The following is a 13,677-nucleotide window of genomic DNA, read 5'->3' on the forward strand; positions in this document are numbered from 1 at the left end:
GGGGATCGCCCCCTGCGAGGGTAGGACGTTGCCACGCTAATTGTTAAAAGGATCTCTAGAAATAGAGGTCCTTTTTTGTATCTTAAAAGAAGTAATAAATACCAAATAACGCGCTGACTATGTTATCTTATAAAATGTGAATAAATAGTAAATAAGTTGGTTTAGCAAACAAATCAACGTCTAAAAATGTTATATTATATATAGTTGAAACGTTTTAAAATTAAATCATTAAATCGAATTCGAAAGGATAATCCTATGGATGATGGACTAACCAGCAAACAACTAGTACGCCAAACTAACGGTAAATTAATTTTGCAGAATATCTTTAATTCTGGAACTACTTCTCGAGCCCAAATAGCTCGTGACCTATCTCTTAACAAGTCAACGGTATCGTCGATCTATAATGATCTAATGTTAACCGGACTAATAAAAGAAGTTGGCGATGGTGAAGCTTCCAATAATGGTGGCCGCAAACCAACAATGGTAACTATTAATGCAACTCATGGTGTTACGGTCAGCCTGGATATTGCTTATCGTAATCTCCACTACATGTTTAATTACTTAAACGGTGAAATTGTTAAGATCGGTGAAATTAGAATCTATCAACGTGATATTCATGAAATTTTGGACGTCATTCATGATTTAATTGAATCGACTCTGCCAGAAATTGAAAATGAAATTGGTTTGATGGGAATTTCTATTTCGTATCACGGAATTGTTAAAGATGGACAGATTTTGTATTCTCCCTTCCTGGACTTAGACGGAATCGACTTAAAACAAGAACTATGGAAAATGTATCCACATGTTAAAATTACCATTGATAACGAAGCCAATATGGCCGCCTTATACGAACGTGATTTTAACGATGAACAATCAACCGAAAATTCGATTACCATTAGTATCCATAAAGGGATTGGGGCTGGAATCATTTTAAACCATACAATCTATCGTGGAGCTACCGGTGAAGCGGGGGAAGTGGGCCGTACATTGACCATGCATGACGGTAAATATCAAACGGTAGAATCCATTTGTTCAGAAGATGCGATTATTACGGCAATTAGTGAAGAGTACGGTGAACCACTGTTTAGAAACGACGTAGTGGATCTGTACCGGAAGAGCAATCCAATTGTTATTAAACGGTTAGATCTATTTGTGGAAACTATTGCCTTCTTAATGTTTAATATTGCTAAAACTTTTGATACTCATTCCTTCTTTATTAGTTCACCATTAATTGAAGAGATGCCAGAAATGTTAAATGCTATTGGAGAGCAAATGAGAACGATTGATAGCAGCATTCCTGACGTCTATTTGATAGCTGATGCCGACATGGCTACATTATTGGGTTCATGTTCTTTAATCACTCACAGAGTGCTTGATATGATGGATTATGACCTTCATTTCGATTTAACTAAATAAACGCACAAAAAAACGACTAACTGAAAAGTTAGTCGTTTTTATTTATTAAGAGATAGGATGGAAATGTTAGTTGGCAGATTCTTGACGTAGTTTTTCTTCGATTTCTTCCAAAGATTTGTTCCGAGTTTCGAAAACTTTAGCATGAACAAACCAGATAGAAGCGAAACAAAGAACAGCGTAACCAATGAAGAGACTACCAGTACCAAAGAAGTTCAATAGTGGTGGGAAGGTTAATGAAACTACCATGTTAGCAGACCAGTTAATAACACTGGCAAATGAGTTACCTAAACCACGAATGTTAAGTGGGAAAACTTCACCAATCATAACCCACATAACTGGTCCCCAAGTTGCGGAGAAGAAAGCGATGTAGACAGTAAGGGCTAATACACAGATCCAAGCGGCTAAAGTACTACCACCTGAGAAGTGCATGGAAATACTCATGATTAAAAGAGAAATTCCCATTCCGATGGCACCACCGATTAACATCTTTTTACGGTCAATTTTATCCATGATCATTACGGCTACAGCAGTAACTAACACGTTAAAGATCCCAATTCCGATGTGGGCGATTAAAGCAGCAGAAACTCCAAAACCGACGTCAGTAAAGATGGTTGGGGCGTAGTAAAGCACGGTATTACATCCCATTACTTGTTGGAAGATAGCAAGGCCAACCCCAATTACTAGGGCAGGGTGAACGAATTTACTGAATAATTCTTTCCAGCCACCACTCTTGATTTGAGCTTGAGCCTTAATATCAGTTAATTCTTCATTAACAACGGTCATGTTGTTGTTATTCATAGTAGCTAAAACGTGCTTAGCTTCTTCATTTTTACCTTGTTTAACTAAGAAACGAGGACTTTCTGGCAAGATCAAAGCTCCAAAGAAAAGCAAGGCAGCTGGAATAGCAGCAAAACCAAGCATCCAACGCCAACCAGTGTACATGCCTGAGAAGGTGTAGTTAGTGATGTAGGCGATTAAGATCCCAGTCATAACCATCAATTGGAACAAACTAGACATGGAACCCCGTTTGTCAGCTGGTGATAGTTCAGCTAAGTAAGTAGGAATCAAAGCAGAAGCAGCCCCAACGGCCATCCCTAAGATGATTCGAGAAATAATTAAAGTCCAAAATTCAGGGGAGAAAGCAGAACCTAAAGCCCCAACGAAGAAAATAATTGAAGATAAAAGAACTAATTTACGACGACCGTACTTATCAGACATTGGTCCAATAACAGCGGCCCCTAAGATGGCCCCTAATAGTACGGCAGAAACAACCCAACCTTGTTGCCAAGCGTTTAATTTAAGTTGTTTTTCGATGAATAAGATGGCTCCTGAGATAACCCCGGTATCGTAACCGAAGAGTAATCCGCCTAATGCGCCGAAGAAATAAACAAAAGCGGCTGAAACATGGTGGGTTTTAGTCCCACTATTATCAATATTTTGCATTAATTTCACCTCAAAAAATTGCTAAGTTCAAAATAAAGTCAGTTGGTTGGTTGTATAAACTTATTAAACAGCTATTAGTATATCCCACAAATTTAAAAATGGCAACCGCTTTCAAAAAGATCGTTATTTTATAGTATCCAAATAAGTTTAAATCTAATTACTTATAATGAAGGCAAAAAATTAGAAAAAACTGCCTGAAAGTGCTTGCATTTTCTTTGATGAACAATTATACTGAATTTTGTAAGTTGGTTGTGTAAACAAACTAAAAAGTCAAAACACATATTCGGAGGCATTCAAACATGAGTGATTTATGGAAAGGTATTAACAAGATTGAATACGTTGGTAATTCAGACCTTAATTCTGGTTTAGGATTCCACTACTACAACCCAGAAGAAGTTATTGCTGGTAAGAAGATGAAAGACTGGTTGCGTTTCTCAGTTGCCTACTGGCACACATTTGACCAACGTTTAGTTGATCCATTCGGTGATGGTACTGCTCAACGTCCATATGACAAGTACACTGACCCAATGGACTTAGCAATGGCTAAAGTAGACTATGCTTTTGAATTCTACCAAAAATTAGGCGTTCAATTCTTCGCATTCCACGATCGGGACTTAGCTCCAGAAGGTAACACTCTTCGTGAAACTAACGCTAATTTGCAAAAAGTAGTTGATAAGATCGTTGCTAACCAAAAAGAAACTGGCATGCAAGTTCTTTGGAACACTTCAAGCTTGTTTACCAACCCACGTTTCGTTGCCGGTGGTGCAAGTTCTCCATATGCTGACATCTTTGCTTACTCAGCTGCTCAACTTAAGAACAGTTTGGACATTGCTAAGCAAGTTGGTTCACAAAACTACGTCTTCTGGGGTGGTCGTGAAGGTTACGAATCACTTTGGAACACTGATATGAAGCGTGAACAAAAACACTTGGCTAAGTTCTTCCACATGGCTAAAGATTACGCTAACGAAATTGGTTACGATGGCCAAATGTTACTTGAACCAAAACCAAAAGAACCAATGACTCACCAATACGACTTTGATGCTGCTACTACTATGAACTTCTTGAAAGATTACGACTTGGACAAAGACTTCAAGTTGAACTTGGAAGGTAACCATGCTAACTTGGCTGGTCACACTTACCAACACGAAGTTCGGACTGCCCGTGAAGCTAACATGTTAGGTTCATTGGACGCCAACGAAGGTGACAAGTTGATTGGTTGGGATATTGATGAATATCCTTCAAACTTATACGAAACTACTGCTGTTATGTACGAAGTGCTTGAAGCAGGTAGTATCGGACCTAAAGGTGGTTTGAACTTTGATTCTAAGCCACGTCGTTCATCATTTGAACCAGAAGACCTCTTCTATGGTCACATCATCGGTATGGATAGCTTTGCAGCTGGATTGCGGGTAGCTGACAAGCTTAAGAGCGATGGATACCTTGAAGACATCGTTTCCAAGCGTTACTCATCATTTGACTCAGGAATCGGTGCTGATATCGAAAACGGCAAGGCTGACTTCAAGTCACTTGAAGAATACGCAATTGACATTCCACAATCAGACTTGATTGCTGCTACTCACTCAGACCACTTGGAACAAATCAAAGATACGATTAACCACTACATCGTTAACACTTTGGGTAACAACTAAGATAGTTAATCAAACAAAAAAGGTGATTGGTTCGCTATGAGCCAATCCCTTTTCTGTCAGGAGGAAGAAATTATGGCTCAATATGTTCTTGGCGTTGATTTAGGTACCAGTGCCGTGAAAGTTTCTGCAGTTACTCCAGAAGGAAAAATTGCAGCGCAGGAAAGCGTTGACTATGATTTAAAACAACCAAAGCCAGGTTACGCTGAACAAAATCCCGAAGATTGGGTTTACGCAACGACAGTTTCGATTGTCCGTTTGATCTTAAACGATCATATTGGCGTCGATGAAATCGAAGGAATTAGTTACTCTGGCCAAATGCACGGCTTAGTTTTACTAGATGAAAATGGTAAGGTACTGCGTCCAGCAATGCTTTGGAACGATACCCGTTCTACTAAGCAGTGCGAAGAAATTATGGCGGCTATGGGGCAAAAATTCATTGATATTACCCATAACCGCCCATTAGAAGGATTCACTTTGCCTAAGTTACTTTGGGTGAAAGAAAACGAACCGGAAATTTTTGCCAAGGCTAAAACCATGCTATTACCAAAGGACTACTTGCGTTACCGGATGACCGGTAAATTAGCGATGGATTATTCTGACGCGACTGGGACCGTGATGTTAGATATTGAAAAGGCTGATTGGAGCCAAGAAATCTTGGACGTCTTCCAAATTCCAGTTACAATGTGCCCACCATTAGTGGAATCCATCGAAGATACTGGCAACATTACTCCAGAATACGCAGAATTTTCTGGTCTTTCTACCGCCACTAAGACGTTTGGCGGTGGGGCTGATAACGCTTGTGGGGCGGTCGGTGCCGGAATTGATACGCCTAACAAAGTCTTGTCTAGTATTGGTACTTCTGGCGTTATCTTGAAGTTTGAAGACGATGCTCGAACTAACTATAATGGGGTTCTTCAGTTTGAAGACCATGCCGTTCCTAACTCTTACTATTCAATGGGAGTTACTTTAGCAGCTGGTTTCTCATTAAGCTGGTTTAAGAAAACCTTCGGGGCTGATGAAGACTTTAACGACTTTGTTAATAGTGCGGCTGATTCTACGGTCGGAGCTAATGGGTTACTATTTGCTCCTTATATTGTAGGAGAACGGGCACCATATGCGGATGCAGATGTACGTGGTAGCTTCATTGGTATTGATGGTATTCACAAGAAGAGTGACTTTGTCCGGGCCGTCTTAGAAGGGATTACCTTCTCATTTGAAGACATTATGGAAATTTACCGTGAAAAGGGTGCTAAATTTGATACCGTAGTTGCAATTGGCGGCGGAGCTAAGAGTGCTATGTGGCAACAAATTCAAGCCGATATTTTCAATACTAAGGTAGTTTCCTTGAAGAACGAACAAGGTCCTGGGATGGGAGCTGCAATGTTGGCTGCCGTTGGTATGGGCTGGTTTAAGGATATTCATGAATGTACTGAAAAATTTGTGGAATATACTAACGTTTTTGTACCAAATCCAGAAAACGTTGAAAAATACAAACAATTGCACAAGACCTATGCTAAGGTTTACAACCAAACGAAAGAAATTACGCATGAGTTGGTAAACTTTAGAAGAGAAAATCTAAGCTAGAGTGCTAAGCCTAACGTGGTTTATTTCTGAGCACTAAGAAAATAAGTGAGGTGAAGCCGTTTTAGAACATATCTTGACTACTTCACCACACAAAAAAGACCTAACGCTTGAACGTTAGGTCTTTTATAATTTTATTAACGATAATGGGCAGTCAGTATATAAGAAGTACTTCCGTAACTTCTTAGAGGTATGTCCCTCGTGATTACCCGGCTATCGGTTGAATTGCGTTGAAATAAAATCTCCCCAATCAGTTCCCTGACCAGTGAAGCGTATCGAGATTTTCGATCAGATCCCAAGGCGCCAGCCCTAGAGGACCTGAAACCACCGAGAAGTTATCCCAAACGACTTTCCCTTTGTTTTAGTAAACATTAAACTTTTCGTTCTTTAGCGAGCAGCGACTAATAAAAGTCGTTTAAAAGAAGCTTAGCTAAAACAGAATTGAAAAAACAATTTGATGTTGATGGGAAAATCAATTGGGAAACTTCTCTAGTGATTATAAATCAGCGACGTTAATGCCAACCGATTTTCCCATGCTAGACTGATGTTTAGACGACGATCCAGGGTCATAGACTTCAGCTGTCATCAACGTTCACCTCCGAAAATTTTTTATGAAATGAAAAAGCGTCCAGCCGTTTGATTGACTGCACACCAAAAATTACAGCCAATCGTTGAGTTTTAGCACTATACAGCGTAGTTATAAAATAACAGCTACGTTAGTTCAAGCCTTATTTTGACAAGAACAGCTGACTCATTGGCGTTTTTCGACGTTTCTGAGCAGTAGCGTTTTCCGTATAGGAGCCTCACCTAACAGCTAATCCATATTCATTTCAATTACTAGTTTAACAGGCTTATTAATAAAAAGCAACTTTCAAGAATCAAATTATCTTTTGGTAAATAAACTGCTTCAAATCACTAAAAAGTGTCATAATGGAATTAGATACTTTTAGGAGGTTAACCATGGCAGTAAACAACACAATTCAAGAATTAGATGAAGCAGCGACTATTAGCGCAGTAAAAGAATTTATCGTTGCCTACCTCAAGCACTACCAAAATAATACGTTGGAAATATTTGCTCAGTACTCAGTAGATTACTGGATGAGTGATATTAACGAATTTATTGCGGAAAATTCGGCTTATCAACCAGAAGAATTACGTAAGTTATTATTAAAAGACTACCAACCAGCCTTTACCAAAATTCTAACCCAAATTAATCCTGGCTATACTACCGAAGGACAACTGACAGTAGGAACTTGGGATGAGTGGTATCACGAACACGCAATTAATTTGGAACAGGGACAATAATTAGGCGTTAAATTCGAATTTCATTGTTGGTCTTGCTATCATTTAAGTAATCCTAAATGATCGGAGGGCAACGAAATGGCAAAGAAAATTGAGTTAACTGAACCTCAAGTAGCAACGACTTCCGCCAGGGTAGCGGAACTAATAAATACTCAAGCGGTTATGGCAATTCGAGTTCCCCGATTCGAATTTCAAAGAGTAGCTACTCATTTAATGGCAACTGCAGCTGATCAAGGTAAATTACCAGGGGAGTTAAGACGTCAAGCTTGGCGGCGGTTAGCTGGTACTAATTATGAATAGCAAATAAAAAAGGACTGATAATTCAGTCCTTTTTGTTTTGAAATATTATTGTTCTTTATACCATGGGTAATGGAAGTTACCTGGGCGGTCAACCCGTTCATAAGTATGGGCACCGAAGTAATCCCGTTGAGCTTGAAGTAAGTTTTGTGGCAATACTTCTGCCCGGTATGAATCATAGTAAGCAACAGCAGCTGAAAGTGATGGTACTGGTACACCAGCTTTGGTAGCTAAAATAACTACGTCACGAGCAGCATCTTGATACTTAGCAGCGATATCGGTGAAGTATGGATCTAGCAATAAGTTATCGAGTTCTGGGTTCTTTTCGTAAGCATTAGTAATGTTTTGAAGGAATTGAGCCCGAATGATACAACCGGCACGCCAAATCTTAGCAAGTTCGCCCATCTTCAAGTTCCAATCGTATTCTTCAGAAGCAGCCTTTAATTGAGCAAAGCCTTGAGCATAACTCATTACTTTACCGAAGTAGAGGGCTTCACGAACTTTTTCAACGATTTCATCTGGGTTGAATTCAACTTCTCCAGAAGGAGCAGGAAGGACTTTAGAAGCCTTAACCCGTTCTTCTTTGATCATTGAAATGAAACGAGCGTAAACTGATTCAGTGATTACTGATTGATCAACACCGATTTCAAGGGCGTCTTGTGAACTCCACTTACCAGTACCCTTGTTGGCACCACGATCTAAGATCATGTCAACGATTGGGTTATCAGTACCTAAATCATCTTTACGAGTTAAGATATCAGCAGTGATTTCGATCAAGTAACTGTTTAATTCACCTTCATTCCAGTCAGCAAAAATATCAGCCATTTCTGGAACGGATAAGCCAGCAACGTTACGTAAAATGTTGTAACTTTCGTCAATTAATTCTTCGTCACCATATTCGATACCGTTATGAACCATCTTAACGTAATGGCCAGCACCGTTAGGGCCGATGTAAGCAACACATGCTTCACCGTCTTCAGGAGCTTTAGCAGCGATTTGGTTCAAGATAGGAGCTACCAAATCATAAGCTTCCTTTTGACCACCAGGCATAAGGGATGGTCCTTGTAAGGCACCAAGTTCACCACCAGAAACTCCCATACCAATGAAGTTAATTCCGGATTTATCTAAACGAGCGTTACGTTCCATTGTATCGTGGAAATTAGTATTCCCACCATCGATTAAAACGTCACCTTTATCAAGAAGGGGAAGTAATTCATCAATGACAGCGTCAGTTGGTTTACCAGCCTTAACCATCATGATGATCCGACGTGGAGTTTCCAATGAGTTCACAAAGTCTTCAACTGAGTAGCTAGGTACCAGTTTCTTTTCACTGTGATCCTTCATTACGTCTTCAGTTTTTGATGCACTACGGTTGTAAATACCAACTGTATAACCGCGACTTTCGATGTTTAGGGCAAGGTTCTTACCCATGACGGCCATTCCAACAACGCCGATATTTGCTTTTTGATCAGCCATTAGATCCCATCCTTTTTAATTATAAAATTTGTTACATCAGTAGTGTAACACTTCACAATTTAATTGTGAAACAAAAACTCATTTTCAGCTGAAATTTCTGAAAACGCTGTGACATTAATTTTACAACTAACTTTAAGAAAGTAAATAGTTAAATAAAAAAAGCCTATTAGTTGTTACAACTAAAGGCTTTTGGTTATTTAAATTAACGGTTGATCTTGTAAACCCATTGGCGATGGTCACGAGCTAATAATTCATCTGCAGCTACGGGACCCATTGAACCAGGGATGTAGTTAGGGAAGTTAGGTTGTTGAATATCCCAAACTCGGCGAATTTGATCAACAAACTTCCAAGCAGAAGCTACTTCAGCCCAGCTAGAGAAGTTGGTTCCGTCACCCTTTAAAACGTCATGAATCAAACGTTCGTAAGGTTGTGGAGTGTTCTTTTGGTCTTCCATGTATTCCAGGTCAACTGGTTCTGTATGGAAACCTTGTTCATTATTTTTAGCATTAACGCGTAATGAGAAGCCTTGGTTAGGTTCAACGAAGATAGTCAAAACGTTATCGTTTAATGGTGTGCTACCACTTTGTGGGAAGGCAAAAATATCTACTAATGGTTTTTTGAAGACAACGTCCACCCGGGTAAATTTACCAGCTAATTTCTTACCGGTCCGGATGTAAAATGGGGTACCTGACCAGCGGTAGTTATCAAATAATAACTTACCAGCCACAAAAGTTTCAGTGTTAGAATCGTCAGGAACACCATCTTCTTCACGATAACTCTTGTTAGCATCGTTAGAATCATATTGGCCCCGAACAAAGTTAGCTGAAGCTTCGACCACGTCATAAACGCGAAGGCTGCGAAGAGCTTTGACCTTTTCAGAACGAATATCAACATCCTTGAAGGCGACTGGTTGTTCCATGGCTAGCAAACTAACAATTTGCATAATGTGGTTTTGCACCATATCTCTAAGGGCCCCAGAATTATCGTAATAACCAGCTCGTTCTTCTACCCCTAAATCTTCAGCCAAGGTGATTTGGATATTATCGATGTAACGATTGTTCCAAAGGGCTTCGAAAATAGTGTTGCCGAAACGAATAGCTTCGATGTTTTGAATCATTTCTTTGCCAAGGTAATGATCGATGCGGAAAATTTGGTCTTCATTAAATGAAGCACTTAATTCATCGTTTAATTGCTTAGCTGATTCGTAATCGCGACCAAATGGTTTTTCGATTACTAATCGGTTGAATTCACCGTTTTCAGTTAGCAAGTGTTGAGTTTTAAGGTTTTTAGCTACGGTACCAAAGAAGTTAGGGGCCATGGAAATGTAAAATACCCGGTTTCCCTTTAAGTCATACTTCTTGTCTAATTCATCAGCCTTTTCACGTAGTACGGAGTAATGCTTAACATCCGTAACGTCGTGAGCTTCATAATAAAAATGACTAGCAAAGTCAGCAATTAACTTTTTATCATCACTTTCTTTAGCAACTGATTTAGCTACAAGTTCTTGGAATTCAGCGTCGTTAATTTTGTTACGAGCAGTACCGATAACTGCAAAGTGATCTTGTAAACTCCCTTTTTCGTAAAGGTTAAATAAGGCTGGGTATAACTTACGGGTAGCAAGGTCCCCAGTTCCTCCAAATAACATGATTAATGCGCGTCTTTCTTTTGGCAAATCGTTCACTCCTATCTCATCATTATTAACTAAGTAGAGCGGCATATATATGTCTATACCATTCAGAAAATATTATATACCAGAAAGCGGTTTAACAAAAGGGTGAACTTTAATTATTCAAAGTCGAACGGATTGTTAAGAAATCTATAAAGAACCAAGGAGTTTAGTAAAATATAATGAAATATGCTAACAAGGTAGTTATAATTAGCTTTGAAAAAAATTTTGACGAAGGAGTCATTTAGAATGAAGAAATTCAAACTTGCATCATTTATTGCCGCTTTGGCTGTTGCTCTTTTCGTTGGTACTACTGCTGCCAGCGCTAAAACTGCATCACCTTCACTTAGTGTTAATCCAGTGGTAAACAATTCAAAAACGGTTACTGGAAAGGCAACTAAAGGAGTCGGGATTGTTGTTCGGACTGGTAGAGGCTCAGCTGGCAAAACGCTTGCTAAGTCGACTGCTTCCAAAACTACCGGAAAATATACTGTTAAATTAAAGTCAGCTGTTAAGACTAACCAAAAACTTTATGTTTATGCTCGTCGTTCATCTACTTCTTACTTCTACCGGATCGTTACGGTTCAAGCAAAAGCAGCTAACACATCTAACACTTCAAAAACCGACTCATCTTCTGCATCAAGCAACAAAACCAGTAACGTAAACATTGCTACTCCTACTGGAACTTGGAAATCAAACAGCCACAACGGCTACAACTTGGTATATTCATTTAGCCAATCTAAAGGTTTCAACTCTTACCTCTACAAGAATGGTAAAAAAGTGAAGAACGTTGTCCGTTACGCATCATATAATGTTAAAGCTAACTCACCACAATTCTGGCAAATTAGCTACAAGGCAAAGGGTAGCAAGACTACTAAGAAGTTCTACATTCACTTCAGTAGCAACAAACGTTTCTACTTAGTTAACAGTAACGAAAAAGTTACTAAACAAAGTATTGCTGGTCGTCCAGCCGCAACTTACTACTTTAACTTGAAGTAATTTAAGTTGAACTAATCAAAAATGAGAACTGGCTCTTTTAAAAGAGTCAGTTCTTATTTTTTGTTTTGGTTAAAACTTACTTCTCCCTGATTTGTTGCTTAAAGTATGCGACAATAAGAACAGGAGAATAATCAGAAAGAAGGTTTGATAAAAAGTGATAAAGCAACGGACTGAAATTCGCTTTAGCTCGGTGTTAATCTATTCGCTACTTTTGAATGCTGGCTCGGCTTTCTTATGGCCGCTGGTAACGGTGTATATGCATAATTATCTACATAAATCGTTAACTTTAGCTGGAGTCACGCTGTTTTTAATGTCAATGTTTATGGTGTTAGGAAACTACGTGGGGGGCTTATTATTTGATCGGTGGTCGCCATATAAAACGGCGATTATTAGTGTGTTAATGTCTACGATCGGAATTGTTACCTTAATTTTTGCCCATGATTGGCCAGTTTTTGGAATTATGTTAATGTTCGTTGGATTTGGTGACGGGGCTTGCTTGACGTTATTAAATTCGTATTCGGCAACTATTAAGAGTCGTTCGACTAGAACGGTGTTTAACATTTTATACATGGGGACCAACCTGGGGGTAGTGATCGGGACTTTGTTAGTTGGTTTCTTGCTGGCTAAAGGAGTAACCGTGGTCTTTACGGTTGCTGCCGTTTTTTATTTAATTTTATTGTTTATCACCATTGTGGATTTCAACGTTAAATTTGAACGAACGGCTGGTGAAAAGAAGAATACGGGTCACGTAAAGGGTAAGTTAAACAGTTTAGTCCTTTTGATTTGTTTTGTAGTCCTAACTTTATATATGGCCTACGCTTTATGGGAAAGTGTCCTTTCCGTTCATATGACTAGTTTAGGAATTTCGTTTGAAAAGTATAGTCTCTTATGGACTTTAAATGGTCTCATGATTGTTACCTTGCAACCAATTGCTAACCGGGTTGGCAGTCATTTCAAATTGAGTTCGCAAACTTATGTCGGCGTAGCATTATTTGGCCTCTCGTTTTTGGCACTGAGTTTTGCCAAAGAGTATTCAGCGTTCGTAATTGTGATGATTACTACCACCTTAGGTGAAATTATTGGCTTTCCGGGAATTCCAGCCTGGATTGATACTTTATCTACGCCGGAACAACGGGGAACTTATCAAGGGATGTTCAACGTCTTTGTTTCTGCCGGGCGGGCGATCGGTCCAGTTTACGGTGGCCTTTTGCTTCAACATTCTACTTATCAAGTACTCTTTACTAGTAGTGCGGCCTTGATAATGATTTTCTTGGTATTACTAATGATTAAAAATCGGCGAAACACCAAGCAACTAAGCCATTAGTTAATAATAAAAACAAGCTAATATCAAAAGATATTAGCTTGTTTTTATTTTACTTAGAATGTTTATTAGTTTCTGCAATTAAAATTTGATAAATTCGTTCAACATCCCGACCGGTACCGCGTAATTCGAAGTCCGCAATGAATGGAGCATCGAATGCTTCAGCATAGCGACGGGCCGTTAGACAGTATTGTTCGTTAAAGTTGCGATTGCCACTTCCAATAACTCCCCAACAGTATTTGGCGTTATCACCGTAAGCGAGATACTCGCCAAAACTGTTAGTCATTAACTCCGTTACGCCAGAATCAATTCCGTTACCGCCAGTTAAGTAGGTCGGTACGGAGATGAAGTAGGGGATGGTTTCATTTTCAAAATCAGATTGATCTGAAATTTCTTTAAGCTCTACCTGAGGGAAAGAACTATTTTGATCATGCATCCCATTGGCGTAATTTTGTAATTTATCCGCAAATGAGCGGGTATTTCCTTCTATAGAAATATAGAGTAATCTAATTGGTTCCAAAGTGGCT

Annotated in this window: 11 protein-coding genes and 1 riboswitch; of the genes, 7 read left to right on the forward strand and 4 right to left on the reverse strand. The window is 39.2% G+C overall.

What is annotated here, in order from left to right:
• Window positions 1-255 precede the first annotated feature (255 nt).
• A complete protein-coding gene (locus OXT66_RS02120; RefSeq protein WP_268595441.1) occupies window positions 256-1,416 on the forward strand; it encodes an ROK family protein in 1,161 nt (386 codons plus the stop codon).
• A 66-nt stretch (window positions 1,417-1,482) separates the two neighbouring features.
• Here OXT66_RS02120 and OXT66_RS02125 read toward each other — a convergent pair whose 3' ends face one another.
• Window positions 1,483-2,859 (reverse strand): sugar porter family MFS transporter, encoded by a 1,377-nt coding sequence (locus OXT66_RS02125; RefSeq protein WP_268595442.1) that lies wholly within the window; start codon window positions 2,857-2,859, stop codon window positions 1,483-1,485.
• 299 nt (window positions 2,860-3,158) lie between these two features.
• Between OXT66_RS02125 and xylA the strand changes: the two genes are divergently transcribed.
• The 4 genes from xylA (at window position 3,159) to OXT66_RS02145 (ending at window position 7,691) form a co-directional block, all read left to right on the forward strand.
• A complete protein-coding gene (gene xylA, locus OXT66_RS02130) occupies window positions 3,159-4,508 on the forward strand; it encodes a xylose isomerase (protein ID WP_268595443.1) in 1,350 nt (449 codons plus the stop codon).
• A 72-nt stretch (window positions 4,509-4,580) separates the two neighbouring features.
• Window positions 4,581-6,092 (forward strand): xylulokinase, encoded by a 1,512-nt coding sequence (gene xylB / locus OXT66_RS02135; protein ID WP_268595444.1) that lies wholly within the window; start codon window positions 4,581-4,583, stop codon window positions 6,090-6,092.
• 653 nt (window positions 6,093-6,745) lie between these two features.
• A riboswitch (M-box (ykoK) riboswitch) is annotated at window positions 6,746-6,911 on the reverse strand.
• Window positions 6,912-7,049: 138 nt separating this feature from the next.
• Entirely contained in the window at window positions 7,050-7,394 is a 345-nt protein-coding gene (locus OXT66_RS02140) for a hypothetical protein (protein ID WP_268595445.1), read from the forward strand.
• A 75-nt stretch (window positions 7,395-7,469) separates the two neighbouring features.
• Window positions 7,470-7,691 (forward strand): hypothetical protein, encoded by a 222-nt coding sequence (locus OXT66_RS02145; RefSeq protein WP_268595446.1) that lies wholly within the window; start codon window positions 7,470-7,472, stop codon window positions 7,689-7,691.
• 45 nt (window positions 7,692-7,736) lie between these two features.
• Here OXT66_RS02145 and gndA read toward each other — a convergent pair whose 3' ends face one another.
• Both gndA and zwf read right to left on the reverse strand, forming a co-directional pair.
• The gene (gene gndA / locus OXT66_RS02150) at window positions 7,737-9,164 is read right to left on the reverse strand and encodes an NADP-dependent phosphogluconate dehydrogenase (RefSeq protein ID WP_268595447.1); all 1,428 of its coding nucleotides are present in this window, start codon (window positions 9,162-9,164) and stop codon (window positions 7,737-7,739) included.
• A gap of 202 nt (window positions 9,165-9,366) precedes the next feature.
• On the reverse strand, window positions 9,367-10,836 hold the full coding sequence (gene zwf / locus OXT66_RS02155) for a glucose-6-phosphate dehydrogenase (protein ID WP_268595448.1): 1,470 nt from the start codon (window positions 10,834-10,836) through the stop codon (window positions 9,367-9,369).
• A 243-nt stretch (window positions 10,837-11,079) separates the two neighbouring features.
• Here zwf and OXT66_RS02160 point away from each other — a divergent pair, with 243 nt between their 5' ends.
• Window positions 11,080-11,829, forward strand: a complete 750-nt coding sequence (locus tag OXT66_RS02160; protein WP_268595449.1) for an Ig-like domain-containing protein — start codon at window positions 11,080-11,082, stop codon at window positions 11,827-11,829.
• 154 nt (window positions 11,830-11,983) lie between these two features.
• Window positions 11,984-13,153, forward strand: coding sequence for an MDR family MFS transporter (locus tag OXT66_RS02165; protein ID WP_268595450.1), 1,170 nt, complete (start codon window positions 11,984-11,986; stop codon window positions 13,151-13,153).
• Window positions 13,154-13,202: 49 nt separating this feature from the next.
• On the opposite strand, the gene nrdI is transcribed toward OXT66_RS02165, so the two are convergent.
• Window positions 13,203-13,670: a class Ib ribonucleoside-diphosphate reductase assembly flavoprotein NrdI gene (nrdI, locus tag OXT66_RS02170; RefSeq protein ID WP_268595451.1), complete on the reverse strand. Its 468-nt coding sequence runs from the start codon at window positions 13,668-13,670 to the stop codon at window positions 13,203-13,205.
• Window positions 13,671-13,677 lie beyond the last annotated feature (7 nt).

Source organism: Lentilactobacillus senioris (genome assembly GCF_026798195.1).
GTDB classification, from domain to species: Bacteria; Bacillota; Bacilli; order Lactobacillales; family Lactobacillaceae; genus Lentilactobacillus; species Lentilactobacillus senioris_A.

Bases quoted from the DNA above. Each gene is read 5' to 3' on its own strand.
- OXT66_RS02120 (WP_268595441.1), top strand. From the start codon at position 256: ATGGATGATGGACTAACCAGCAAACAACTAGTACGCCAAACTAACGGT.
- OXT66_RS02125 (WP_268595442.1), bottom strand. From the start codon at position 2,859: ATGCAAAATATTGATAATAGTGGGACTAAAACCCACCATGTTTCAGCC.
- xylA (WP_268595443.1), top strand. From the start codon at position 3,159: ATGAGTGATTTATGGAAAGGTATTAACAAGATTGAATACGTTGGTAAT.
- xylB (WP_268595444.1), top strand. From the start codon at position 4,581: ATGGCTCAATATGTTCTTGGCGTTGATTTAGGTACCAGTGCCGTGAAA.
- OXT66_RS02140 (WP_268595445.1), top strand. From the start codon at position 7,050: ATGGCAGTAAACAACACAATTCAAGAATTAGATGAAGCAGCGACTATT.
- OXT66_RS02145 (WP_268595446.1), top strand. From the start codon at position 7,470: ATGGCAAAGAAAATTGAGTTAACTGAACCTCAAGTAGCAACGACTTCC.
- gndA (WP_268595447.1), bottom strand. From the start codon at position 9,164: ATGGCTGATCAAAAAGCAAATATCGGCGTTGTTGGAATGGCCGTCATG.
- OXT66_RS02160 (WP_268595449.1), top strand. From the start codon at position 11,080: ATGAAGAAATTCAAACTTGCATCATTTATTGCCGCTTTGGCTGTTGCT.